At 66.3% G+C, this 25,177-nt stretch carries 24 protein-coding genes and 1 pseudogene; 10 read left to right on the forward strand and 15 right to left on the reverse strand.

Translation table 11 applies throughout. From position 1 onward, the window contains the following. Positions 1-67: 67 nt before the first annotated feature. On the forward strand, positions 68-1,639 hold the full coding sequence (locus GUV69_RS20550) for a Na+/H+ antiporter (RefSeq protein WP_164205790.1): 1,572 nt from the start codon (positions 68-70) through the stop codon (positions 1,637-1,639). A 20-nt stretch (positions 1,640-1,659) separates the two neighbouring features. Here the strand turns inward: GUV69_RS20550 and GUV69_RS20555 are convergent, their stop codons facing one another. After that, positions 1,660-2,862 carry an ROK family protein gene (locus tag GUV69_RS20555; RefSeq protein WP_164205791.1) on the reverse strand — a complete coding sequence of 401 codons (1,203 nt, stop codon included), beginning with the start codon at positions 2,860-2,862 and terminating at the stop codon, positions 1,660-1,662. A 138-nt stretch (positions 2,863-3,000) separates the two neighbouring features. Between GUV69_RS20555 and GUV69_RS20560 the strand changes: the two genes are divergently transcribed. The 5 genes and pseudogenes from GUV69_RS20560 to GUV69_RS20580 all read left to right on the forward strand — a co-directional run bounded on the left by GUV69_RS20560 (position 3,001) and on the right by GUV69_RS20580 (position 7,954). Then, complete coding sequence (locus tag GUV69_RS20560) at positions 3,001-4,722, forward strand: glycoside hydrolase family 13 protein (protein WP_164205793.1); 1,722 nt, start codon at positions 3,001-3,003, stop codon at positions 4,720-4,722. A 46-nt stretch (positions 4,723-4,768) separates the two neighbouring features. After that, the gene (locus GUV69_RS20565) at positions 4,769-5,710 is read left to right on the forward strand and encodes an aldo/keto reductase (protein WP_164205795.1); all 942 of its coding nucleotides are present in this window, start codon (positions 4,769-4,771) and stop codon (positions 5,708-5,710) included. A gap of 166 nt (positions 5,711-5,876) precedes the next feature. Continuing rightward, complete coding sequence (locus GUV69_RS20570) at positions 5,877-6,740, forward strand: HpcH/HpaI aldolase/citrate lyase family protein (RefSeq protein ID WP_164205797.1); 864 nt, start codon at positions 5,877-5,879, stop codon at positions 6,738-6,740. A 28-nt stretch (positions 6,741-6,768) separates the two neighbouring features. Continuing rightward, a pseudogene (locus tag GUV69_RS20575) lies at positions 6,769-7,709 on the forward strand (DUF2797 domain-containing protein). 20 nt (positions 7,710-7,729) lie between these two features. Then, positions 7,730-7,954 carry a DUF3188 domain-containing protein gene (locus GUV69_RS20580; protein ID WP_164205799.1) on the forward strand — a complete coding sequence of 75 codons (225 nt, stop codon included), beginning with the start codon at positions 7,730-7,732 and terminating at the stop codon, positions 7,952-7,954. Here the strand turns inward: GUV69_RS20580 and GUV69_RS20585 are convergent. Further along, a complete protein-coding gene (locus GUV69_RS20585) occupies positions 7,944-9,620 on the reverse strand; it encodes a SulP family inorganic anion transporter (protein ID WP_164205801.1) in 1,677 nt (558 codons plus the stop codon). The two genes, GUV69_RS20580 and GUV69_RS20585, sit on opposite strands and share 11 nt — an antisense overlap. After that, complete coding sequence (locus GUV69_RS20590) at positions 9,617-9,997, reverse strand: ArsR/SmtB family transcription factor (protein ID WP_164205803.1); 381 nt, start codon at positions 9,995-9,997, stop codon at positions 9,617-9,619. The genes GUV69_RS20585 and GUV69_RS20590 overlap by 4 nt, the downstream gene beginning before the upstream one ends. A gap of 109 nt (positions 9,998-10,106) precedes the next feature. Here GUV69_RS20590 and GUV69_RS20595 point away from each other — a divergent pair, with 109 nt between their 5' ends. Genes GUV69_RS20595 through GUV69_RS20605 form a run of 3 tightly spaced genes read left to right on the forward strand, consistent with a single transcriptional unit; the run spans position 10,107 to position 12,092 of the window. Beyond that, positions 10,107-10,574, forward strand: coding sequence for an FAS1-like dehydratase domain-containing protein (locus GUV69_RS20595; RefSeq protein WP_164205805.1), 468 nt, complete (start codon positions 10,107-10,109; stop codon positions 10,572-10,574). Between the two features lie 2 nt (positions 10,575-10,576). Next, on the forward strand, positions 10,577-11,014 hold the full coding sequence (locus GUV69_RS20600; protein ID WP_164205808.1) for a MaoC family dehydratase: 438 nt from the start codon (positions 10,577-10,579) through the stop codon (positions 11,012-11,014). Between the two features lie 10 nt (positions 11,015-11,024). After that, positions 11,025-12,092 carry a UDP-N-acetylmuramate dehydrogenase gene (locus tag GUV69_RS20605; RefSeq protein WP_164205810.1) on the forward strand — a complete coding sequence of 356 codons (1,068 nt, stop codon included), beginning with the start codon at positions 11,025-11,027 and terminating at the stop codon, positions 12,090-12,092. 2 nt (positions 12,093-12,094) lie between these two features. Here GUV69_RS20605 and GUV69_RS20610 read toward each other — a convergent pair whose 3' ends face one another. After that, entirely contained in the window at positions 12,095-12,532 is a 438-nt protein-coding gene (locus GUV69_RS20610) for a hypothetical protein (RefSeq protein ID WP_164205812.1), read from the reverse strand. 88 nt (positions 12,533-12,620) lie between these two features. Here GUV69_RS20610 and GUV69_RS20615 point away from each other — a divergent pair, with 88 nt between their 5' ends. Further along, a complete protein-coding gene (locus tag GUV69_RS20615; protein WP_164205814.1) occupies positions 12,621-13,718 on the forward strand; it encodes a winged helix DNA-binding domain-containing protein in 1,098 nt (365 codons plus the stop codon). A 94-nt stretch (positions 13,719-13,812) separates the two neighbouring features. On the opposite strand, the gene asd is transcribed toward GUV69_RS20615, so the two are convergent. The 11 genes from asd to GUV69_RS20670 form a co-directional block, all read right to left on the reverse strand. After that, a complete protein-coding gene (gene asd / locus GUV69_RS20620; protein ID WP_164205817.1) occupies positions 13,813-14,955 on the reverse strand; it encodes an aspartate-semialdehyde dehydrogenase in 1,143 nt (380 codons plus the stop codon). Positions 14,956-15,070: 115 nt separating this feature from the next. After that, positions 15,071-15,541, reverse strand: a complete 471-nt coding sequence (locus GUV69_RS20625; protein ID WP_244292809.1) for a hypothetical protein — start codon at positions 15,539-15,541, stop codon at positions 15,071-15,073. Between the two features lie 63 nt (positions 15,542-15,604). Continuing rightward, positions 15,605-15,823, reverse strand: coding sequence for an NF038396 family protein (locus GUV69_RS20630; protein ID WP_164205819.1), 219 nt, complete (start codon positions 15,821-15,823; stop codon positions 15,605-15,607). Between the two features lies 1 nt (position 15,824). Beyond that, positions 15,825-16,409: a dihydrofolate reductase gene (locus GUV69_RS20635; protein ID WP_164205821.1), complete on the reverse strand. Its 585-nt coding sequence runs from the start codon at positions 16,407-16,409 to the stop codon at positions 15,825-15,827. Then, the gene (locus GUV69_RS20640; protein ID WP_164205823.1) at positions 16,406-17,209 is read right to left on the reverse strand and encodes a thymidylate synthase; all 804 of its coding nucleotides are present in this window, start codon (positions 17,207-17,209) and stop codon (positions 16,406-16,408) included. Before GUV69_RS20640 ends, GUV69_RS20635 begins: the two co-directional genes overlap by 4 nt. A 156-nt stretch (positions 17,210-17,365) precedes the next feature. After that, the gene (locus GUV69_RS20645) at positions 17,366-17,755 is read right to left on the reverse strand and encodes a GntR family transcriptional regulator (RefSeq protein ID WP_164205825.1); all 390 of its coding nucleotides are present in this window, start codon (positions 17,753-17,755) and stop codon (positions 17,366-17,368) included. Further along, on the reverse strand, positions 17,752-19,452 hold the full coding sequence (locus tag GUV69_RS20650; RefSeq protein ID WP_244292810.1) for a hypothetical protein: 1,701 nt from the start codon (positions 19,450-19,452) through the stop codon (positions 17,752-17,754). Before GUV69_RS20650 ends, GUV69_RS20645 begins: the two co-directional genes overlap by 4 nt. 85 nt (positions 19,453-19,537) lie before the next feature. Next, positions 19,538-20,506 carry an NUDIX hydrolase gene (locus GUV69_RS20655; RefSeq protein ID WP_164205827.1) on the reverse strand — a complete coding sequence of 323 codons (969 nt, stop codon included), beginning with the start codon at positions 20,504-20,506 and terminating at the stop codon, positions 19,538-19,540. 8 nt (positions 20,507-20,514) lie between these two features. After that, complete coding sequence (locus tag GUV69_RS20660) at positions 20,515-22,764, reverse strand: RNA degradosome polyphosphate kinase (RefSeq protein ID WP_164205829.1); 2,250 nt, start codon at positions 22,762-22,764, stop codon at positions 20,515-20,517. Positions 22,765-22,913: 149 nt separating this feature from the next. Continuing rightward, complete coding sequence (gene mshD / locus GUV69_RS20665; protein WP_164205831.1) at positions 22,914-23,885, reverse strand: mycothiol synthase; 972 nt, start codon at positions 23,883-23,885, stop codon at positions 22,914-22,916. Between the two features lie 228 nt (positions 23,886-24,113). Beyond that, on the reverse strand, positions 24,114-24,812 hold the full coding sequence (locus tag GUV69_RS20670) for a winged helix-turn-helix transcriptional regulator (protein ID WP_164205833.1): 699 nt from the start codon (positions 24,810-24,812) through the stop codon (positions 24,114-24,116). Positions 24,813-25,177: the final 365 nt, after the last annotated feature.

Consider the following 25,177-nt stretch of genomic DNA (forward strand, 5'->3'; position numbering starts at 1 on the left):
CTGAGACCGGCGGCAGGCGCCTCCCACCGGGCGGCAGGACAGGCCGCCCCGTTGGGGAAGCAGGCACATGGATCAGTTGGCACTCATCATCGGGCTACTGTTGGCCACCGTTGTGGCCGTCGGCCTGGGGGACCGCCTCCGGCTGCCGTATCCGGTGCTGATGCTCATCCTGGCTGCAGCCCTCACCTTCATCCCGGGATTCCCGGACCTGGACATCGCGCCTGAGCTGATCCTGCCCATCTTCCTTCCACCGCTGCTCTTTGCCACGGCCCAGCGCAGCTCGTGGGCCGTTTTCCGGGTCCGCTGGCGGACGCTGCTGATGCTGGCCGTCGCATTGGTTGTCATCACCACGGCAGTGGTGGCAGGCGCCGCCTGGCTGCTGATCCCTGGGATCGGCATTCCCGCGGCCATCGCCCTGGGCGCCATGGTGGCTCCTCCGGATCCGGTTGCGGTGGAGTCTGTAGCGGGCCGGGTCCACATGCCCCGGCGGCTCATCACCGTGCTGCAAAGCGAGGGCCTCTTCAACGATGCCGCCGCCATCGTCATCTTCCAGGCGGCGGTGGCTGCGGCGGTGGGCGGCACAGAGCTGGGATCCGACGTCGTCCTGAAGTTTGTCATCGGCGCTGCCGTTGCCGTGCTGGTCGGCGTCGCCATGGGCTGGCTCACCGCCCTGATCACCCGCCTGGTGGCTTCGATGGTGGCCCGCAGTGCCGTGACGCTCGTGGTGCCGTTCGCCGCCTACATCCTGGCCGAGGAGGTCCACGCCTCCGGCGTCATCGCCGTGGTTGTCACCGCCCTGGAGATGAAGCGCCATTCACGCCCGGAAGATGCGGCCGAGAGGATCACCCGGACCGCTTTCTGGGATGTGGTGGAGCTGCTTGTCACAGGCCTGGCATTCGGGCTCGTGGGACTCGAAATCCGGCACGTCATCCAGGACGAAGGCAACGATATCTGGGGCATGCTCGGCGCTGCGGTGCTGGTTTGCGTCCTAGTGTTCGCTGTGCGGTTCCTCTGGATGGCGGTCCTGGCGCTGGGTGCACGGAAGCGCGAGAACCTCCTGCAGCCCGGCTCCGCCAAGGAAGTCCTGATCCTGACGTGGTGCGGCATGCGCGGACTGGCCACCCTGGCCCTTGCGCTGGCGCTGCCCCTGACGCTGGCGGACGGAACACCCTTCCCGGCCAGGGACTACATGCTGGTAATCGCCTGCGCGGTGCTCCTGGCCACGCTGGTCCTCCCCGGCCTGACGCTCCCGTGGCTGATGCGCGTCCTCAAAGCCTCAAACGACGGGTCGGAGGAACGCGATGCCGCCCGGGTCCTGGCCAAGCGGGCACAGGCCGCCGCTTTCGCGGCCCTGAAGGAGCATGACCTGATGAAGGACCTGCCGCCCGAGAAAGTGGCACTGGTCAAGGAAAAGATGGGCCGCCTTCACGCCGAACTCCTGGACGGCAGCCTCCGGAACGAATCCGTTGCCGACCTCCGGAGCAGGGGCCGCGGGCTGGCCATCGCTGTCCAGACGATCGCCCTCGATGCTGCCCGGCAGGAAGTGGTAACGGCACGCAACGAGCCGGATATGGACCCCGAAGTAGCGGACAGGGTGTTGCGCCAGCTGGACCTGCGGACCATGATCATGCCCGAATAGCCATGCAGAACCGGGGCGGGTCAGGCGCTCCGGGCGAGTTCCAGGTCCAGGCTGTTCTTCTCCACGTAGTCGAGGGCGCAGCGGACGGCGCCGACTGTCACCACGGAAGCACCCAGGGGGGACACGGCCACCCGCGGGGGAGTGGCTGTGTAGAGGGGCAGGCGTTCGGCGATCGGCTCCAGGAGCACGCCCGCGGAATTGGCCACGGCGCCGCCGAGCACTACAAGTTCAGGGTTGGTCATGGTGGCGATGGCCCCGATGACCCTCGCCATCCTGTCGGCCAGGCGGGTCAGTATCTTCAGCGCCACAGCATCCCCGGCGGCTGCGGCCGCGAAGACCTGTTCGGCCTCGGCGCCTTCGGCGGCGAACTCCCGGAGCGACGTTTTGGCGTTGCCGGCCAGGGCGTCGGCAGCCCACGTCCTGGCCATCGCTGCGATGCCGTAGGTGTCTCCGACGCCCTCCAGCAGTTCAAGGAAGGCGAGTTCCCCGGCGCCGCCGCCGCGGCCGTGCAGCAGCCGCCCGCCGTCGATCACCCCTGAACCCAGGCGTTCGCTGGCCAGGATCACCACAACGTCGTCCACGCCGGCGGCTGCCCCGCGCCAGCGGTCTCCGAGGGCGGCCAGGTTGGCGTCGTTTTCCAGCAGGACGGTCCAGCCCCGGCGCTGGTGCAACGCGGACTTCAGCCCGACGTCGAACAGTCCCCAGAAATGCTGGGTGGTCAGGACCTCGCCGTTGCGGTCCACGGGGGCCGCGATTCCGGCGCAGGCGGCCAGGACGTCGTCGGGGGAGGCGCCCACGCTATGGAGCGCCATCATCGCGGCCTTGTCAATGCCGGCGATGCGCTCCTCGGCTGAAATTTCGGCATCCGCGAAGGGCTGGCTGGCCCGTCCCAGCGCGTTGCCGCGCAGGTCAGACACCACCACGGTGGCCTTGAGGATGCCCACATCCATGCCCAGGACGTATCCAGCCCGTTCGTTGAGTTCAAACCGGCGTGCCGGCCTGCCTTTCTGGTAGCCGCCGAATGCGCGCTGGTTTTCCAGTTCGCGGATCCAGCCCCGGTCCATCAGCTCCTCGCAGACAGAGATGGCGGTGGCCCGGGTCAGCCCCGTGGCGTCCATAACTTCCGTGACAGTCACTGCCTGTGAGACGCGGAGGAAATCCAGCACTGCTCCGGCGCTGACGCGCCGCAGCAGCTGGGGTGTTGCTGAAGTAATTTCCGCCATGGTGTTGACCTCCCTGTCTCCTGCACGACATGATACTTGAGGAACTAAATTTAGATCAAAAATGAACGCGCGCGGAGCCGTCAGACAGATTTTTGAATCCACCAGCAAATAACCCGCCACAATGAAAAGGATCAACCCTTGCCCACCACTGCCACGCTGGCAACCCTGTCCGATTCAGCCCTCACCGCAGACCCCAACTGGTGGCGGCAGGCTGCTGTCTACCAGATCTACCCGCGCAGCTTCGCCGACTCAAACGGTGATGGCCTCGGTGACATCAAGGGCATCACCGCCAAGGTCCCGTACCTGAAAACGCTGGGGATCGACGCCGTGTGGCTGAGCCCGTTCTACCCGTCGGCTCTCGCTGATGGCGGCTATGACGTGGACGACTACCGCAACGTGGATCCCAAGCTCGGCACCCTGGCGGACTTTGACGAGATGGCCAAGGCACTGCACAGCGCCGGCATCAAACTGATCGCCGATATCGTCCCCAACCACTCGTCCAACCGGCACGAATGGTTCCAGGAGGCGCTTGCCTCGCCGAAGGGTTCCGCCGCCCGTGACCGCTATATCTTCCGGGACGGGCTGGGCGAAAACGGCGACCAGCCGCCGTCGGACTGGGACTCCGTCTTCGGCGGGCCGGCTTGGGAGCGCATCACCGAACCTGACGGGACCCCCGGCCAGTGGTACCTGCACATCTTCGCGAAGGAGCAGCCTGACCTGAACTGGGCCAACCGCGAAATCCGCGACGACTTCCTGAAGACCCTGCGTTTCTGGTCCGACCGCGGCGTGGACGGCTTCCGTGTAGACGTGGCCCACGCCCTGACCAAGGACCTCACCGAACCGCTGCTCTCGAAGATGGAACTGTCCGAGGCGAACAGCGGCACCGACGGTTTCGACGACGGCTCGCACCCTTTCTGGGACCGCGACGAGGTCCACGACATCTACGTTGAGTGGCGCGAGGTCTTCAACGAGTACAACCCGCCGCGCACCGCCGTCGCCGAGGCCTGGGTGCACGCCACCCGCCGCGCCCGCTACGCCAGCCCTGAAGGCCTGGGCCAGGCCTTCAACTTCGACCTCCTCCAGGCAGACTTCGACGCCGAGGAATTCCGCGAGATCATCACCCGCAACCTGGCCGAGGCCAAGGAGACGGGGGCATCGTCCACCTGGGTCTTCTCCAACCACGACGTGGTCCGCCATGCCACACGCTACGGCCTGCCCAAGGCAGCGAAAGGACCTGCCGGCAAGAAGCCCGCCAAGGGCCAGGACGGCAAGGCGTGGCTGCTGGCAGGCGGTCCCCAGGACGAGCTGGACGTGGAACTGGGCGAGCGGCGTGCCCGGGCCGCCACACTGCTGATGCTGGCCGTACCGGGTTCCGCGTATCTCTACCAGGGCGAGGAGCTTGGCCTGCAGGAAGTGGCGGACATCCCGGATGAAGACCGCCAGGACCCGACGTTCTTCCGCAGCAAGGGTGTTGAAGTGGGCCGGGACGGCTGCCGGGTGCCGCTGCCGTGGAAGGTCGAGGGGACGTCCTTCGGGTTCGGCGCCGACGGTGCCCACCTTCCGCAGCCGGACTGGTTCAGCAAGTACGCGGTGGAGGCTCAGGACGGCACCGAAAACTCCACCCTGGAGCTGTACCGCAAGGCCCTGAAATTCCGCCGGGAGCTCCAGGCGGAGGAGGAACTGGACTGGATCGAGACCGGCAACCCGGAGGTCCTGCACTTCAGCCGTCCCGGCGGCTGGCAGTCAGTGACCAACTTCGGGGACACCGCCGTCGGGCTTCCCGCCGGCGAGGTCCTCATCAGCAGCGTCCCGCTGGAAGAGGGCAAGCTGCCCGCCAACAGCACAGTGTGGCTGCGCTGATGACTTCGCCGGGAGTGGCACCCGTGGCGGGCGGGGAGACCGCCTGATGCAGGAACTCATCTATGGCTGCATGGGCCTGGGCGGCAGCTGGTCCGACGAGCCACACGGCACCGACCATGTGGACGAGGCCGCTGCCGCCGTTGAGGCTGCGCTGGCCGCGGGCATCACGCTGTTCGACCACGCGGACATCTACCGCAGCGGAAAGTCCGAGGCCGTGTTCGGCGAAGTGCTGGCAGCAACGCCGGGGCTGCGGGACCGCATCCGGCTGCAGACCAAGTGCGGGATCCGGCTCAACGAACGCGGGCTGGCCACGCATTATGACCTCAGCAGGGACGCCATCCTCGAACGGGTCAGGGGCAGCCTGAAGCGGCTGCAGACTGACCATGTGGACGTGCTCCTGCTGCACCGGCCCGACCCCCTGACCCATCTGGGCGAGGTGGCGGGCGCCGTCGGGCAGTTGCTGGCAGAAGGGGCAGTGCGGCAGGTGGGCGTGTCCAACATGTCCGGCGCGCAGATCCAAGCGCTGCAGGACCGGCTGGACGTGCCCGTCGTGGCCAACCAGCTGGAGATGAGTCTGCTGAAGCGGGCGTGGCTGGAGAGCCAGGTTCTGGTGAACCATCCCGACTCGCTGGACTACGCCTTCCCGCACGGCACGGTGGAGTATTGCACCAGCAACGGAGTGACGCTCCAGGCCTACGGTTCGCTGGCGCGGGGGCTGTACACGGGCGCGGCGCCGGAAGACCCGACGTCGGCCGAGACCGCCACGGCTGCCCTCGTCCGGGACCTGGCCGGCAAGTACGGCAGCACGGGGGAGTCTGTCCTCCTCGGCTGGCTCATGAAGCATCCGGCCGGGATCGCGCCGGTGATCGGCACCGTAAACCCGGCGCGGATTGCGGCGTGCGCGGACGCAGGCCGGGTGTCAGAGGCCATGACCCGGGCCGACTGGTACGGACTGTGGATCGCAGCCCGGGGAACCAACCTCCCCTAACCCAACTAGGTAGCAGTAAGTGTCGTTTTGAGCCGTCATAACGACACTTACTGCTACCTACATGGGCATCCAGGTGGCGCGGGCGGTGCCGGTAATGTTCGTATTGGTCGCCCCGTCAGGCAATCCTGCTTAGCGCTCGCAGTGCCCGGCCGGATACGGTAGATACATGACCTCTACCATCGCCACCGAGACTGTTCGGCCTGAGCGCAACATCCCAGCTGAAATCGCCCGTTCCTGGCTTCTGGTCAACGCGATGAAAACCGAACTGTTTGACCAGTCGGCTGTTTCCCGCGCTGACTCGATCATTTTGGACATCGAAGACGCCGTGGACCCGTCGCAGAAGGACCAGGCGCGCGGAAACGTTATTGACTGGCTGAGCGGCGGCGGCAAGGCCTGGGTCCGGATCAACGATGCCACCAGCCCGTTCTGGGCAGCGGACCTCGCCGGGCTGCGAGGCACTCCCGGCCTGCTCGGAGTCATGCTCGCCAAGACGGAGTCAGCAGACCAGGTGACCGAGAGCTTCCACCGCATGGATGGCAATACGCCGGTCATTCCGCTGGTGGAATCCGCGCTGGGCATCGAGGAGGCAAACCACATCGCCAAGGCGCAGGGCGCTTTCCGCCTGGCCTTCGGTTCCGGCGACTTCCGCCGCGACACCGGCATGGCGGCCACCCCCGAGGCCATGGCCTACCCGCGCGCAAAACTGGTTGTGGCCAGCCGCGTGGGCAACCTGCCAGGCCCCATCGACGGTCCCACTGTGGGCACCAACCACCCCATCCTGCGCGAGCAGACCGGCATCACGGTCATGATGGGCATGACCGGCAAGCTGTGCCTGGCCATCGACCAGACCAACGTCATCAACGAGGTCATCAGCCCCACGCCGTCGGACGTTGCCTGGGCCACGGACTTTATGGCCGACTTCGAAGCCAACGGCCGCGTCATCCGCGACGGTTCTGACCTGCCCCGCCTGGGCCGCGCCGAAAAGATCATGAAGCTCGCAGTAGCCTTTGGAGTGCAGCCCGCGCTGTAGCACCCGAAGCTTCACACCAGGAGACCCCGTGACCGATACCCGTTATCTGGTCCACGGGGTCTTTTGGGACGGCGCCCCGGCCACGGAGGCAGGGCACGACGGCGGCAGCCCCGTTCTGCGCCTGCAGTCACCGGCCGGTGACTTCCGTGAGGTAAGCCTCCGGCCAGGGGCCCGGCTTGGGTTCGACGTCACCTCCCCAGGCAGGTCCTGCCTGGGGCACCACAAGGTCCACTCGGCCACCAGCCGGACCCATGTCTTGTGCTCCGCCGGCGCGCCGGCAGCCAAGGGCAAACAGTGTGAACGATGCTTCGTGGCGGACCATTCCAGGCTCATCCACGACTTCCACCGCGGCGGCTACGTGCCGGACGGGCTGCGGACCTACCTGATGCAGGAGCACTGGCTGTATGTGGCGACGTTCGCCGGCGGAGCCAGCAAAGTGGGCACCGCATCGGACCTCAGGAAGTGGAACCGGCTTGCCGAACAGGGGCCGTGGTGGCCAGTTACGTGGCACGGGCACAGGACGGGCGCGTAGTGCGTATCCTTGAGGATATGGTCACCCGGGAGGCCGGACTCGTCCAGCAGGTCCGCTCCGCCGCAAAGGCCGAGGCACTGACCGGGCCGCGTCCCGCAGCCGAACTTGAGGACATCAACGCCCGGCACGCGGCCCGTGTCCGCAGCCTGCTTGACCGGACCGCCGTCGACGGTTTTGAGGTAGCTGATGAACGCTGGGTGCCGCCCGCGCAGGCTGCCGCACTCTGCAGGCCGGCGCTGCGCCACGCCTATCCGCATGCACTCGACGGCGGCCACCACGGTTTCACCATTGCGGGGCTCAGCGGAGCCAACGCCCTCGCCCTCCTGGATGGCACGGACTCGGAGTTCGTGGTGAACCTCGGCCGGCTCGCAGCACACGCCCTCGTGCTGGGGGAGTTTTCCTCGACCGTACCCGCTTTTCAGGAATCCCTGTTCTGAACGCTCGGTAGACTGGCACGGTGCTAAAAGAATTCTGGGAGTCCGCGCCCACCTCGTACAAAGTCCTGGCTTTCGGTGCCATGGGGCTCATCGCCGTCGGGATCATCCTGAACCTGGTGGGCAACAACACCAACAACCGCGACCTCGCCATGGCGTCCCTGGCGGTTATTGGCGCCGGGCTCGTGCTGCACATCGCCGGGATCGTGGTGCGCGGCCAGACCATCCGGAAGAACCTCAAGCGTTAGCTGCGGCCGCGTTCCGGCGAACGTGGCTGCGGGCGTGTTCCACGGCTGCCGGCAGGTCCTCGAACAAATGCTTGTGGTGGCGCAGCGAGCGGATCACGCCGACGTTGGTCACCAGGGCAAGATGATCCGGCCGGACGCCCTTCAAAAGCACCGTGATGCCGCGCAGCTCCAGCGCGGAGATCACCTCCACCAGGGCGTGCGCGCCGGTGGCGTCAAGCATCCGCACCTGGGAGAGCCTGATGATGGCCACCTGAACGTCCCTGACCTGGCTGATCTCCTGGAGAATGCGTTCGGCGGCACCAAAGAACATGGCACCATCGAGCCGGAAGACTGCAATGTGGTCATCGCCGTCAGCGGCCGGTCCGGCAATCTCCTCACGCTGCACACTGCTCAGCGACGCGAATTTCCGCAGCGTGAAGAGGGCGGCAGCGGCCAGCCCGATCTGGATGGCCACAATCAGGTCGAACGCCACAGTGATGATGGCTGTGAGGATAAAGACCGCCGCATCCGAACGGGTTGAACGGAGGATCGCGGTCACGGTGCGCCGGGAAACCATCCGCGCCGCGGTGACCATCAGCACACCGCCGAGGGCCGCGAGCGGAATTCGTCCCACCAGTCCGGCTGCCAGGTAGACAATGGCAAGCAACACCACGGCATGCACCACGGCGGACAGCCGGGTCTTCGCGCCCGACCGCACATTCACGGCCGTCCTGGCGATGGCGCCGGTGGCGGGCATCCCGCCGAACAGGCCGGCGGCGATGGAGGCCAGGCCCTGGCCCGTGAGCTCCCGGTCCGGGCTGTAGGGGCCGCTCGGAGTTCCGTCCGGTCCGGCCATTCCTCCTGCCACGCGTGCAGAGAGCAGCGATTCGATGGCCGCGAGGGCTGCGATGGCGACGGCGGGCATCGCCAAGGCGCTCACGGAAGCCAGATCCATGGCAGGTACGGAGGGCGATGGCAGGGAGTGCGGCAGTTCGCCGATCCGGGGCACGTCCAGCCGCAGAAGTTCGGCAGCCGCCGTCGCCAGGAGCACCGCGAGCAGGCTGGCCGGCAGTGCCCGGAAATACTTTTGGACCAGGATCATTACGACGGCGACACCCGCCACGAGCGCGAGGGTCAGCACGACGGTGGGTGCCACTGCCACCGATGCCGCCTCAATGGCTGCGAGCAGTGTGTTGTGGCCCGGTGTGCCGGCCGTACCGGTGGCCAGCGGAACCTGCTGGAGGAAGATGATGGCGGCGATCCCCAGCGTGAAGCCTTCCACCACCGGCCACGGAATAAAGGCCACGGCCTTCCCCAGGCCGCTGATGCCGAGCGCGCAGACCATCAGTCCTGCCATCAGTGACACCAGGGCTACGCTGCCGGTCCCGTGCACCGCCACCACCGGCGCGAGGACCACCACCATGGCCCCTGTTGGTCCCGAGACCTGGACGTGGGAGCCGCCCATGACGGCGGCAACCAGTCCGGCCACGATCGCCGTGATGAGCCCCGCCTCCGCGCCCACCCCGGAGCTGACCCCGAACGCCAGCGCCAGCGGCAAAGCCACGATGCCCACCGTGATCCCGGCGAAAACGTCAGTCCGCCAGGAGAGCCGGAGCCCTGCGTAGTCCGCCCGGGACGGCAGGAAACGGGAAAGTGCCAGCGAACCCGAACGCAGCCCGGTGCTCACGAGGCGGACTCCGCGGGCAGATGCCCGGCCGGCAGCTGCTGCGCCAGTCGGAGCTGTTCGTTGGAGTCGGCGAGGCTGTCCAGCAGGAAGGTGCGGGCAATAGCCAACAGCTGCGAAATCCCCGGGTGGGCCAGGCTGTAGGTCACCGCGTTGGCGCTCCGCACCGATGTCACCACTTTGTGCCTGCGCAGCGTGGCCAGGTGCTGGGAGAGGTGGGAGGCCTCCAGCCCTGTCTCGGCAAGCAGGTAGCTGACCGCTGCCGTGTTGTGCGGGGCGGCGGACAGGAGTTCGAGGATTCGGATCCGCGCGGGGTGGGCCAGTGCTTTGAAGAGGTTGGCCTTGATCTCGTACAGCGGAGCCTGGGCGGCAGTCAACATCGGGAACGCTCCTGATCCTGCAAGCAAGTCACTTGATGGAATGATGAAATTCATCATATCAAGGGATGGCAAGACCCCGACGGCTGCCCGGAACGATAGGCTTGAGGCCATGACTATCAATCCGGATCTGCAGGGCCGCAGCTACCCTGCCGCAGAGGTGTACGACGTCGGCCGCGAGAAAATCCGCGAGTTCGCCCGCGCCGTCAAGGCAACGCACCCCGCCCACTTCGACGTCGAGGCCGCCAAGGCCCTGGGCCACACCGATCTGGTGGCGCCGCCCACGTTTGCCATCATCATCGCCCAGCGCGCCGACGCCCAGCTGATCGAGGATCCTGATGCCGGCATCGATTTCACCCGCGTAGTCCATGCCGACCAACGCTTCATCCACCACCGCCCCATCGTCGCCGGCGACCGGCTGGTGGCGGAACTGCACGTTGACGGCGTCCGTGCCATGGGCGGAGGCGCCATGATCACCACGCGCCAGGAAATTTTTGCCCTGACCGACGGCGGCAGCGGTGAACGCGAGCCCGTCGCCACCGCCACATCATCCATTCTCGTCCGCGGAGAGGGACAGTAACCATGAGCCCCACCTTCCACGAACTCAGCGCCGGCCAGGACATTGGCAGCCGGACCATCGAGGTCACCCGCACCGACCTGGTCAAGTACGCCGGTGCGTCCGGCGACTTCAACCCCATCCACTGGAACGAGGCCTTCGCCACCGGCGTGGAACTGCCCGGCGTGATCGCCCACGGCATGTTCACCATGGGTGCGGCAGTGCAGCTGGTCACCGACTGGGCAGGCGACCCCGCCGCCGTCGTCGACTTCCAGACGCGCTTCACCAAGCCGGTCCTGGTCACAGACACCACCGGAACCACGGAACCCGGGGCCACCATCGAGGTCAGCGGCGCCATTGGAAAGCTCGACGCCGAGGCCGGAACCGCGCGCGTTGACCTGACCGTGGTTTCGGCCGGGCAAAAAGTGCTGATGAAGGCCCAGGCCGTCGTCAGGCTGTCCTAAGGATGGAGCTGTGACCCAGACAATGCTCGCGGCCCTGACCACGGCCGCTGTGGGCGGTCCCGCCGGCAAGTACGTTGAAGCCCGGACCGAGGCGGAGATCATCGACGCCGTCCGCACGGCTGACGCGGGGGGGGAGCCCGTCCTCGTGATCGGTGGCGGCTCCAACCTGCTGATTTCCGACGACGGGTTCCCCGGCACCGTGGTGAAGATCGCCTCGGAAGGGTTCACTGTTAACGCTGAGGACTCCTGCGGCGGTGTGGCGGTGGTGGTGCAGGCCGGCCACAACTGGGATGCCTTCGTGGAGCACGCCGTGCTTCACGCCTGGTCCGGCATCGAGGCACTTTCCGGGATCCCCGGGGCAACCGGCGCTACTCCGGTCCAGAACGTCGGGGCGTACGGTTCAGAGGTCTCCCAGACCATCGCCGCGGTCCGGACGTGGGACCGGACACGGAATGCTGTCCAGACCTTCACCAACTCCGAGCTGAAGTTCGGCTACCGGGATTCCATCCTGAAGCAGACCACCGTGGACGGATCGCCCCGGTACGTTGTGCTGACCGTCGAATTCCAGCTGCCGCTGGGCCGGATGAGTGCGCCCATCCGCTACGCCGAGCTGGCCCGCTCCCTGGACGTCGAACCCGGCAAACGGGCTTACTCAAACGATGTCCGGCGCGAAGTGCTCCGCCTGCGCGCGTCCAAAGGCATGGTGTTGGACGCCGCCGACCGGGACACATATTCCACCGGATCGTTCTTCACCAACCCGGTTGTCTCCGCGGACGTCGCCGCCGGGCTGCCGGACAACGCACCGCAGTACCCCGCCGGTGTGGACGGCATGGTCAAACTCTCTGCTGCCTGGCTGATCGACCGGGCCGGGTTCGGCAAGGGCTACGGCCTGGAACCGGACAGCGCGTCCGGCGGGCGCGCGGCGCTGTCCACAAAGCACACGCTGGCCATTACCAACCGGGGCTCAGCCAGCGCCAAGGACATGCTGGCCATCGCCCGCGAGGTGCGGGACGGCGTCGTCGAACGCTTTGGCATTGAACTGCATCCGGAACCGCTGCTGATCGGGCTGACGCTCTAGCCTTACCCGGGCTGCACAGCCGGTGCGAGGAGGCCTTCTTCGCTGCCGATCAGCCTGATGTTCGCCGCCGTCCCCATCAGGGCGGCGGCCCATCCGGTCAGGGTCAGGTAGGGGCCCGTAAACAGCCAGACGAGGAGTCCCGGCACCGCCAGGCCCGTGGTGGCGGCGGCGATGCAGACCGCCAGGCCGGTCACGGCGGTGACATGGGCGAGGATCCAGAGCAGCCGGCCACTGAGCGGATAGAGTTTCCAGTCGCGGACAATGCGGAGGGTGACACGGCTGACCCTGACACCGGGAAACAGGACTGCGTACCCTCCGCCCAGGCAGAGGAACAGGGAAGGCAGCAACACCTCAAGGCCCTCATCACCGCCCGGGTATCCCAGCGCCGGGGCGAGCCCGAGGGCCACCCCGGCCAGGACCGCAGCGGTCCCTCCTACCATCCATCCTTGTGTTTCACGCGCGAACGACGGCCACAAACTCCCCAAAGTCATGCTTCTACCCTATCCGGCAGGGTTCTACGATGAGGACATGGCAGCCACCCGCGTCACCCCCAACGTTATGGGCCGGCTCCGGCTGGCATCGCAGGGGCTGCTTGGTCCCGGGCTGGCCTCAGTCCCGGCGGCTGTCCGCTGGCTGACGGCTACCCAGGCGCAGGACCTGCAGGCTTCGCTGTTGGCTGTTGGACTGCGTGTCCCTGGTGCGGGGCTGTCGGACATCCGGGCCGCCCTGGACAATGGCAGTGTGGTCCGTTCCTGGCCAATGCGGGGAACGCTCCACCTGGTGGCTCCGGAGGACCTGCGCTGGATGCTGAGCCTGACGGCGGAACGGCTTTACCGCGTGGTGGCGGGCCGGCACCGTGAACTGGACATCACGTGGGCGGACATCGAAAAGTGCAGGGATGTTGCCTTGGAACGCGTGGTCGGGGGCGGGTCAGTCAGCAGGAACGAACTGTTCGCCGTGTTTGAGGCCGCTGGCCAGCCCACGGCCGGGCAGCGCGGGATCCACATTCTGGGGACGCTGTGCCGGCATGCGTGGCTGGTCCAGGGGCCGCTCTCGGGGAACCAGCAGCTGTTGGTGGCCTTCGACGAGTGGATCCCTGAGTCCCGGACGCTGGAGCGGCAGGACGCGATCGCGGAGTTCGTGCTTCGCTACTTCCGGAGCCACGGCCCCGCCACGCTCCGCGACTTCGCGTGGTGGACCCAGATCCCGCTGACCGAAGTGCGGTCCGCTATGGAACAGGTCCGTGGCCTACTGGTCGAGCTGGAATTCGGCGATGCGGGCTATTGGATGTCGCCGGAGACCGCATCACTGCTCGACGACGGTGTGCCGGGCCAGCGGTCGGTGCTGCTGTTGCCCGGCTTTGACGAGTTCCTGCTGGGCTATCAGGACCGGAACCTGGTGCTGGCGCCGGAGCACGCCAACAAGATCGTGCCCGGCGGCAACGGCGTGTTCAAGAAGACCCTCGTGGCCGGGGGAGAGGTGATCGGCACGTGGTCCCGCGCAGGCGCAGGCCGGAGCGCCGCCGTCGTGCCTGAACTCTTCGACGGCACCAAGCCGCTGGGTACGGCAGCACAGGCAGCCTTCACCAGGGCAGCCGAACGGTACATCACCTTCCTGGACCGCTGAGCGGGCCCAAGACGCAGAAGCGGCCCCGGCCCGCAGAAGCGGTGCCGGGTAGCACCGCTCCTGCGGGTCGGGACCGCTCGTGTCAGGGGAAAGGCTACAGGTTGCCTGTGGCGATGTTGAGCATGCGGCGCAGCGGCTCGGCAGCGCCCCAGAGGAGCTGGTCGCCCACGGTGAACGCGCTGATGTACTCCGGGCCCATCTCCATCTTGCGGATACGGCCAACCGGGATGTCCAGCGTGCCGGAAGCGGCCACGGGAGTCAGGCCGGCCATGGAGTCTTCCTTGGTGTTGGGGATGACCTTGGCCCACTCGTTGTCATCGGCAAGGAGGGTTTCGATCTCGGCCACGGACAGGTCCTCACGGAGCTTCAGTGTGAGGGCCTGGGAGTGGGAACGCATGGCACCGATGCGGATGCACAGGCCGTCCATGATGATCCGGTTCTCGTCCGAGGTGCCCAGGATCTTGTTGGTCTCAACCCCGGCCTTCCACTCTTCCTTGGACTGTCCGTTGCCAAGGTCCGCGTCGATCCAGGGGATCAGGGAGCCGGCCAGCGGCACGCCGAACTGGGTGGCGTCGATGTCCGTGCGCTGGTGAGCCAGGACCTTCCGGTCGATTTCGAGGATGGCCGACGCCGGGTCGTCCAGTTCGGAGCTCACCTCGGCGTTGAGCGTGCCGAACTGGCTGAGCAGCTCGCGCATGTGCCGGGCACCGCCGCCGGAGGCTGCCTGGTAGGTCATGGACGTGCCCCACTCAACGAGGCCGTTCTTGAACAGCCCGCCCAGGCCCATCAGCATGCAGGACACGGTGCAGTTGCCGCCGATGAAGTCCTTGGTGCCGTTGACCAGGCCTTTGTCGATGACGTCGCGGTTGATGGGGTCCAGCACGATGATGGAGTCGTCGTTCATGCGCAGGGTGGAGGCGGCGTCGATCCACAGGCCGTCCCAGCCGCGGCCGCGCAGCTCGGTGTGGACCCGCTTGGTGTAGTCCCCGCCCTGGGCGGTGACAATGATGGGCAGCTTCGCCAGGGCGTCGACGTCGAACGCGTCCTCGAGCTTGCCGGCGCTGCCCGCTGCTGTTCCAGCGAGTGACGGGGCGGCACCTCCTGCGTTGGACGTGGAGAAAAATACCGGGTTGATGTTGGCGAAGTCGCCTTCGTCCTGCATGCGCTGCATCAGGACGGAGCCGACCATGCCGCGCCATCCGACCAGGCCGACGGAGGGGGTAGCTGCTGTAGTCATTCGTACAGTTTAGACTTCGGAACCGGCACCGCGCAGTCGGTTACGTCACGGCCCGATGCACGGCGGCGGCAGGCCGCACGGAGGGGCGGGAAGCGGCGGTCACCGTCCGGTGCGGTCAGACGTCGGAGGGCTTCGTCGGGGAAGGACCGGCAGGAGGCATGGACACGTGCCCGCTGCCGGGCCTGAGGGCACCGCGCTCCTGGCGGATCCTGGCGGCCCGGTGCTCGTCCCTGGCCATGCCAAGCGTGTACCAGCAGCCCAACCCGGCTAGTGCTGTCAGGAACAGCGCACCCCAAAAAGGTTGCTCACCCTTGCCCAGCGGCATCAGCAGTATGATCCAGGATGCGACAAACAACAGTCCCAGGACGAGGGACACAATTCCCATGCCCCACCAGGTCCTGACCTGGGCCTGCCCGCGGCCGGGCGAGAACCCGATCTCATCGCCGGCATAGCTGTGGAGCTCGCCGGTGTCAGTCCTGCGGAGCACCCGCTTCCCGCCACGGGAGAGGGCTTCCTTGTGCTCGGCATACACGGCGTCATTGCGCCGTTCGCGCTCGCTCCCCGGCCCCCACATATTTCCAGCCACTATGCATCATCCCCAAAAGATCCTGCAGTTAGAGTTCATCAGGCTGACGCTACAGATGAGCCGTCAGCCGCGCTTGTCGTCCTGCAGCATGGCCTGCTTTCGGGCGCGCAGGGCGAAGAAGGCACCGAACGCGAAGACCTGCGTCACCACCACCAGCACGATGGCGCCGGCGATCTTGTTGCCGCCCAGGACCATGGTCAGGCCAACAATTGCGGAGAGCAGCGCGAGCAGCGGCAGGAGCATATAGCCCAGCACAAACAGTGTTTCCGGTTTTTTCAGCATCTCAGCCCTGCGTCCTAACCCATTTGGTAAACCTGTAGCGCGTGCCGTTGGCTGCCGTCAGCCATCCGTCCGGCGGAACGGCCGAAGCCGCTTCCCACGTTTCGTCGAGCTCCGGAGCGAACGTATCGCCGTCGGCCTCCACATCAATCGTGGTGACCACCGCGACGTTGGCAAGGTCTGTGGACTGGCGGAAAACTTCGCCGCCGCCCAGGATCCAGACTGTTTCGCCGCCGTCGACGAACTGGGACTCCAGGAGCGCATCATCCAGGGAGGGAACCACGACGGCGCCCTTCGCCTCGGGTGAGTCGCCCCAGTTTTTCTGCCGGGTGACCACGATATTGGTGCGGCCAGGCAGCGGACGGTACTTTTCCGGGAAAGACAGCCACGTTTTGCGGCCCATGATTACCGGGTGCCCCAGCGTGAGCCGGGTGAAGTGCTTCATGTCTTCGGGCAGGTTCCACGGCATGTCGCCGTCTTTGCCGATCACGCCGCCGGACGTTTGGGCCCACACCAGGCCGACGCCGGTGACGGTATCGGCGAGCTCTTCGGTGAAGGCCTGGGGATCTGCTGTGTTCTCGGTGCTCATACGGCGATCGGTGCCTTAATCGTGGGGTGGTGCTGGTAGCCAACCACGTCGAAGTCGTCCAAGGTGTAGTCGAAAATCGATGCGGGCTTCCGGGTGATCTTCAGCTGCGGGTAGTCATAGGGCTCCCGGTCCAGCTGCTTGAGGACCTGGTCCATGTGGTTCTCGTAGATGTGGACGTCGCCGCCGGTCCAGACAAACTCGCCCGGTTCCAGCCCCGCCTGCTGGGCAACCATGCACGTGAGGAGGGCGTAGGAGGCAATGTTGAAGGGCACGCCCAGGAACATGTCTGCGGACCGCTGGTACAGCTGGCACGAGAGTTTGCCGTCTGCCACGTAGAACTGGAAGAACGCGTGGCACGGGGGCAGCGCCATGTCCTTGAGCTCGGAGACGTTCCAGGCGGACACGATGTGCCGGCGCGAATCCGGGTTGGACTTCAGGTTCTCCACCAGTTCGGCGATCTGGTCAATGTGGCCGCCGTCCGGAGTGGGCCAGCTGCGCCACTGGACACCGTACACAGGACCCAGTTCGCCGTCCGCGTCTGCCCATTCGTTCCAGATAGTCACGCCCTGGTCCTGCATCCATTTCACGTTCGATTCGCCGCGCAGGAACCAAAGCAGTTCCACCGCAACAGACTTGAAATGTACGCGCTTGGTGGTGATCAGCGGAAAGCTCTTGCCCAGGTCGAAGCGGATTTGGCGGCCGAAAACGCTGGTGGTTCCGGTGCCCGTCCGGTCGGATTTGTGGGTGCCATGGGCCAGGACGTCGCGGAGGAGGTCTTCGTAGGGCGTCGGGATACTCACGGCTAGAGTCTACCTTTTGGGACCGGGTGCGGCCGCAACAGCCGACACAGCCCTGACGCAAACCGTGTTGGATAGGCCATGAGCGCCAGCAGCACCAGTGATGGCACGAACCCCGTGCGCTGCGGGCGTCGGTCATGAGAATGTTCCTGCATCATGTCAGCCCTTCTGGAGCTTTCCGCGGACCAGGTCGAGCAGCAGCTGATCGCTAAGCCGCGCGTCGCGGCCCGCGTTGATCAGAAGGTCGACGGCGGCAGTCACCGATTCGGGCACGGTCCCGTTTGATCGGGCCGAGGCTCCCGGCGCCGGTTTTGCCACCACGGTTCCGTTCCGCCGCCGGGATTCGATGAGGCCGGCCGCCTCAAGTTCCTTGTAGGCCCGGCTAACCGTTCCAGCCGCGATGCCCAAATCGGCGGCGAGGCTGCGAACGGTGGGCAGCCGGCTTCCGACACCAAGATCACCGGTGGCAATCAGGGAGCTGATCTGCGAACGGATCTGCTCGTACGGCGGGGTGGCCGATCTTAGGTCTACGGACACTCCCGCGTTCATCGGGCGGCCTGCGGAACGATTCTGCCCGATGCGGGGATCCGCGCAAATCCCCGAACGGGGATTACAGCGATCACCACGCCGACCGCCGCTAGCATCGCTCCGGCGATCATTACCGGCTGCCACGCGGCCGGCCACAACGCAGCGGGCAGACCCAGGGCAGGCGGCCACGCACTGCTGGCCGTCATCAGGACCACGCCGCCCTGGACCGTGCAGTAGGCAGCCAGGGTCCGGACCACCCGGTGAACCGTAATTGCCCTGAGCGCGGCGTCCAGGCCGGGAACATCGGCGGAAATGCCGGGGCGCTTCCGGGCCACCGCAACGGGCAGGCAGGCGGCCGCTGCCACCACAGCTGTGGCCGTGGCGGCGATTGCCCACGCCGCTGATCCGCCATTGGGGCTGTCCGCTCGCAGTGACCCGACAAACCCGGCCTCCAGCAGTTTCCACTCGCCCACGGCCGTTACTGCAGTGATTGCCACGTACAGCACGGCGGCGGTAATACCAGTGGTGAGCAAAGCGGGGCTGACCGCCTCCCGCGGCCAAGTCCCGGGTACCTCCCGTGAACCGTAGTTGCGCTGAAGCAGCAGCTCGCCCGCGCCTGCCACGAGCAGGACGGTCACTGCCAACAACGGCACGAAGAACATTTGCTGCCCTGGAAACCCGGAGCCCGGCACAAAGAATCCGGGGATAAAGATGGCCAGCCCTGCAACTGCCACAGGTGCGATACCCATGGCTGCCCCGACTGAGACCGACAGCCTGGTGGCCGGGTGGGTGGAGGCCGGCGAGTCAGCCAATCGGATTCCGTGACCGTCTGTGTGGGCGCTTGGCAGCTTTGGCGGTGCCCATGCCCACATCGTCAGCAGCACCACGAGTGCCACGAGTCCCGCGGGATTGGTCCAGCCGGTCGAATTCGCGGCAGGGTCCGGCCGGACAGCGAAATTGCCCGCCACAGCGCCAAGCCCTGCGGCGATCGTTGCGACGGTCCGCAGTAACCTGTTCATGGCGATAGTCCGCAGAACGTCGTTCTCCTGCGGGTTCAGGGCCTCGAGCTGCCTGCGGCGGCTGATGAGCATCAGCACAGAGGCTGTCCCTGCAGCGAGGGCGAGCCAGGCAGCACCCAGGCAGGCGGCCAGCACGTTTCCCGCGATACGCCCGTCTCCTCCGACGGGACGGAAATTGCCGGCGCTGTCCTGGATGGTGCTAAACGGGATGGGTTCGTAGCCGGGAAGGGTAGCCACGTAGGCAATCTGCAGGCCAGCGCCTGCAAAAATGGCCAGCACAGTCCACGCCAGGCGGCGTGGCAGGAAGTCCCTGACCCTGCGGACGTCCAAGCTGGCAAACCTGCGGGGGAGCCGGGATCCCGGATAGCTCAGCTGCCCGATGGCGTGGATGGCCAGGCACCCAAGGACCGGCCAGGCCAGCGCCACCAGGATGCCGGTTGGACTGGCCAGGGCCGGTGAGGTGCCGGTCAGCGGAAGGATGCCGGCATTAGCGGCGGACTGCAGCGAGCTCGCAAGCCATCCCAGGACGCCGACCCACAGCGCATGCTGGGAAACGCTGACCGCCGACGCTCCGCCACCGGGAACCCGGACCACCCACCGCAACAGCAGGTACAGTCCGGCAGCCAGCAGGAACGGCCCGAGCAGCAGCATCGGCGGCACATCCGGGGTGCTGAATCCAAAGCTGTCGGCGCCTGGCACATCGTCCCCCAAAGTTTTTATGCATCAATGTACTAAGTATTTGATACAAAGAATCCCGCGTCAATGGTTGGGACGGCCCGGAGCCTTAGTCGTCAAAGGGCTTGAACTGCTCCACCGCGACGATGCGTTGTTTATGGTTGGCAGCCACGTGGCACACCACCAGTTCCCCCGGGGACAGATACGGGTCCGAGTCCGGAAGGAGGGCACGAAGGCGGCCGGGCATGCGCTTGGCCAGCTGGGCCAGCACGGTGGGCAGCGCCGGACGGTGCGTACAGACCGCCACGGGGCGCTGCTTTTCCAGCAGCGTCTCAATGACGGCGGCCGTCTTTTTCGGGGTGCGCGCGTGCCGGTGTTCGGTCAGCGCGTCCACCAGCTTGACCTTCGCTCCGGAAATCTTTAGGTATGGCGCCACCGTGGACACACAGCGCCGCCAGGGGCTGGTCACCACATGCGGCGGCTGCCACGCCTGTAACAGCCGGGCTACGGCCTCCGCCTGCCTGATTCCGGTGGCCGCCAGAGGCCGCTCGCCCTCCGCTTTGGACCACGATGAGCGGGGCTTTGCCTTTGCGTGCCGGACCACGATGAACGGCCACGTGTCCAGTTGGTCGTCTTTATAGGCGGCCTGCAGGTACTCCAGAGGGGCGACGTCGGACGGGTTGGACAGCAGGCCGGCCGCGGTTTCCGGAGCACACCACACCACACGGTCCACCTCCTTGCCGTCAGGAACCAGACGGTCCCCGTTGACGCGGACCGCCCAGTAGTGGACCACCTTCAGGCCCGAGGGCACGTGGTAGTGGATGGCCGGCAGGGGGATGCCCAGGGGCGCGGCGAGCCCGATCTCCTCGCGCACCTCCCGCGCCGCGCATTCCGGCAGGGTCTCCCCGGGGTCGATTTTGCCCTTCGGCCAGGACCAGTCGTCGTACCTGGGCCGGTGGATCACCAGGACTTCAAGACCGTCCGAGCTGATCCGCCACGGGATGGCGCCGGCCGCCACCACCGCGACCGCTTCGCCGGGATGGTCCGTCTGGTCTGCTACAAGGATGTCGCTGGACAACGCCGGACCTACCGCCGGCTCAGGCTGCGCTGGCGCGTGCGCGATGCCAGAAGCCAGGACTGGATGTCGTCAAGGGGCGTGCCGTCGTCGGCGATGTGGTGGCGGCTCCATTGGCCCTGGTTATCCAGGTGCCAACTGGCTGTCTCCGGATCCATGTACCGGCGCAGCAGGTCAAGAACGTAGGTGATGTCCTCAGCGTTGGCCAGCTGGACCAGCGCCTCGACCCTGCGGTCAAGGTTGCGGTGCATCATGTCTGCCGAACCGATGTAGACAACCTGGTCCCCGCCGTTGGCGAAGGCGAATACCCGCGAGTGTTCCAGGAAGCGGCCCAGCACTGAACGTACCGTGATGTTTTCGCTGAGGCCCGGCACACCAGGGCGCAGTGAGCAGATGCCGCGGACAATGACGTCCACCATGACACCGGCCTGCGAAGCGCGGTAGAGGGAATCGATGATGGCCTCGTCCACCATGGAGTTGACCTTGATCTGCACCCGTGCGGCCAGGCCGGCCCGGGCATTGCGGATCTCGGTCTCGATCCGGTCAATAAGCCCCGAGCGTACAGAACGCGGTGCCACCAGCAGCCGCTTGAACGTGGATTTGGGGGCGTAGCCGGAGAGCTGGTTGAACAGCTTGGACAGATCCTGTCCGACCTGTTCGTTGGCTGTCAGGAGGCCTAGGTCCTCGTAATACCTGGCAGTGCGGGGATGGTAGTTGCCTGTGCCGATGTGGCAGTAGCGACGAAGCCCGTCCACTTCCTGGCGGACCACCAGGGACAGCTTGCAGTGCGTCTTGAGTCCCACGATGCCGTAGACCACGTGGACGCCCGCCTGCTCGAGTTTCCGGGCCCAGGAAATGTTGGCCTGCTCATCGAACCTGGCCTTGATTTCCACCAGCGCCAGCACCTGCTTGCCGGCCTCGGCGGCATCGATCAAAGCGTCAACGATCGGGGAGTCGCCTGACGTCCGGTACAGGGTCTGCTTGATTGCCTGGACCTTGGGGTCCGCGGCGGCCTGTTCCAGGAATGCCTGCACGGAGGTGGAGAAGGAGTCGTACGGGTGGTGGAGCAGAATGTCGCGGCGGCGCATCGCGGAGAAAACGTTCGCGGCCTTGGACGTCTCGGACTCGTTGAGGAACCGCGACGTGTGCGGCATGTGCTTGGGGTAATGGAGGTCGGCGCGGTCGATGCCGGCGATGACCGACAGCCCGCGGAGGTCAAGCGGGGCGGGCAGCGAGTACACCTCGGACTCTTCCACCCCAAGTTCGCGGATCAGCAGCGCCCGGATGTTCGGGTTGATGTCGTTGGTGACTTCGAGACGGACGGGCGGACCGAAGCGGCGGCGCAGCAGTTCCTTTTCCAGAGCCTGCAGGAGGTTCTCGGCGTCGTCCTCTTCAACCTCAAGGTCCTCGTTGCGGGTCACGCGGAAGATGTGGTGTTCCAGGACTTCCATGCCTGCGAAGAGCTTGTCCAGGTGGACGGCAATGACTTCTTCCAGGGCGATGAAGCGTGCCACGCGGCCGGCCACGGCCCCGGCGCGCGGGCCGTCAATGGAAATCAGGCGGGGCAGCTGGTCCGGAACCTTGAGGCGAGCGAAAAGTTCCTTGTCGCTGACCGGGTTGCGCACCACTACGGCAAGGTTCAGCGAAAGCCCGGAGATGTACGGGAACGGGTGTGCCGGGTCCACAGCCAGCGGCGTCAGGATGGGGAAGACCTTTTCGGCGAACAGTTCGCTGAGCATCTGTTTCGCGGCGTCGTCCAGTTCGTCCCAGTGCATCAGGTGAATGTGCTCATAGGCGAGCGCCGGCCGGATCTGGTCTGCATAGACCTGGGCATGGCGCTGCTGCAGCCGGTGGGCCTCGTCCCCGATCCTTTCGAGCACCTCAACCGGGCTGAGTCCGGCGGGGGAGGGCACGGCAAGGCCGGTGGCGATGCGTCGCTTCAAGCCGGCAACGCGGACCATAAAGAACTCGTCCAGGTTGGACGCGAAAATGGACAGGAAGGCCACTCGCTCCAGCAGGTGGAGGTTGGGGTCTTCAGCCAACTCCAGGACGCGGGAGTTGAAAGCGAGCCAGCTGAGCTCGCGGTCCAGGAAGCGGTCCGGCCGGATGTCGCCTTCGGGTACCAGGTTGGGGGCAAACTCCGGAATGTCGATCCGATCCTGGGTGGCGCGCGAGGCGGGGACTTCGGATGAACCAAAGCGGGCCCGAACGGGCACTGCGGGGCCCTCGGACGTGACTGTTCCCGCGGGTTCCGGTTTCATGGTGTCTCCTCATTACCTGGCGCTTGATGCTGGCCCAAGGCCGGCGCGGTTCTCTACCAACCTTACAATCAAACCCGCTCCGGGGGCCCTGGGTTTCGGGCCGGGCACGGCCGTTTATCAGCCGAGTGGGCTAACTCACCAGGTGGGGCCTAAACGGTGGCAACGGGCCCGTACATTACATCCATGTCCCAGCGCGTGAAGCCCAGTCCCCGGTAAAGCGCCACTGCCGCGGCGTTGTCAGCATCCGTATAGAGCATGACGGCATGAAGCCCGAGTCCCTGCAGGTACCTGATGCCGGCCACAGTCAGGGCCTTACCCAGTCCCATGCCCTGGGCGGCCGGCGTAACGCCTACCGCGTAGACCTCACCGATCGCCGGGTGCGCGCCGTGGCGAGGATGGACTTTGGTCCAATGGAAACCCAGCAGCCGGTCCTCTGCGTCCACAGCGAGCAGGAAGCCGGCGGGATCAAACCAGTCCTCCGCCATCCGGGCGTCCAGGTCCGCGCGGTTCAGCGAGCCCTGCTCCGGGTGGTGGGCGAACGCGGCGCGGTTCGCTGCCAGCCAGCCGTCCTCATCCTTGCCCGGCACAAAGGCGCGGAGCGTGACACCGTCCGGAAGGCCGACGTCGGGCAGTTCGGCCGTGGCGGTGGTCAGACGCATCTTCCAGAGCTCGCGCACCGGGCCGTAACCGTAGCGCGCGGCAAGGTCGGCTGCCGCCTCATGGTTGCCGTGCGACCAGGCCTTCAGGCCGTCGAGGCCGCGCCCGGACTGGAGCGCACCCACAAGGCGGTCCGCCACACCCTGGTTGCGGTAGCTGGGGTGGACGGCGATCTCCAGCACGCCGCTGCCATCGGCCTCTTCCACCACCACTGCGACTCCGGCCAGGTCCTGCCCGGAGGAGGGGTCTGAGTCCTCGTCCGGGGCGTAGAGGGCAAGGGTCAGCAAGGAGTGCTCAGCGGAGTCACCGGCGCGGAGGGTTACCACTGTCTGCTCGGACAAGGAGGGGTTGCCGTCGGATTCCTCGGCGGCTGCCAGGAGGCCCAGGCAGTCCTTCAGCAGTTGCTTGTCCACTCCGCCGTGGACAACAAGGACGGGCCATTTTTCCGGGTGCGCAGGACTCATGAGGCAAGGCTATACGCCCGCACGGGAACGTGCCCCGATTTGATGGCTACCTGCCGCTTACGTATAGTCGGTAACTCACCCGGCACATGACGCGCCGGGCGAGGGGGATCCACCAGTGGGGTGGCCTCGATACGTTCGACCCGTATGTCCTCCACCTCCAGCGCTCCACACAGGCGCAAAAGCAACAGCCCCGGACCAATGGTCCGGGGCTGTTGCTTTGCGCGGCTGTCAGGCCTCCGTCAGTTCGTCTTCCTGCTGACGCACCAGGGTGAGTCGATAACCAACGTTGCGAACGGTGCTGATCAGGTTTTCATGGTCCGCGCCCAGCTTGGCGCGGAGACGGCGCACATGGACATCCACGGTGCGCGTGCCGCCGTAGTAGTCGTAGCCCCACACCTCCGTGAGCAGCTGCTGCCGGGTGAATACGCGGCCGGGGTGCTGTGCCAGGTACTTGAGGAGTTCGAATTCCTTGAACGTCAGGTTCAAAGGTGCGCCGTTGACGCGGGCCGTGTAGCTGGCCTCATCAATGACCACGCCGGCCGCCCTGATTTCCGTCGGGGCGTCCTCCTGCTCGGGGACGGCGCGCGCCACAGACAGCCGGATGCGCGCCTCCACTTCGGCGGGACCTGCCGAATCGAGAACAATGTCGTCCACGGCCCAGGCAGAGGAGACGGCAGCCATGCCGCCCTCGGTAAGGATCAGCATCAGCGGCGCGCTCAAGCCGGTCGCCTTGAGTAACTGGGTGAGCGAGCGGGCGCCTACCAGGTCCTTCCGGGCGTCCAGCAGCACGATGTCGCACGGATCCGTCTCCAGTAGGGCGGTGGGCTCGGCGGCGAGGATATGCACCCTGTGATTCAGTAATTCCAGGGCAGGCAGAATGTCCACCGATGACCCGGTGCTGTTCGTCAATAGCAGGATGTGCGACATTGTTCCTCCAAGGGGCGTCCGCGCATCTTCGGGCGACTGAACCGGGTTCTCACCGGCGGGAACCAGCTCCCTGCGCTGGCCGGAGCCGGACGGGAATCCATCCGGCCGGCAACCTTTGCGGGAAGCGTAGCTGAACTCTGAGTATACCGAACGGTGTTCCCGCGAACAGGGATTCCTGCTGCCAAGACCTTCGTTTTGCGACATATCCGGGTCATATAAGGCAGGATTGGGGAATGGGGCAGAACGCCCTGCCGCGGACGGCAGAGCCGCCGGGTCCAGAGCCAGAACGGGAATGCAGCGAATTGAGTGCAGAGCAGAAGCGGCGAACCGAAACGGGCGGGCCCAGAGTCAGCCCGGCGGTGCGT

This window comes from [Micrococcus luteus] ATCC 49442 (assembly GCF_010367585.1).
Lineage (GTDB): Bacteria > Actinomycetota > Actinomycetes > Actinomycetales > Micrococcaceae > Arthrobacter > Arthrobacter luteus_A.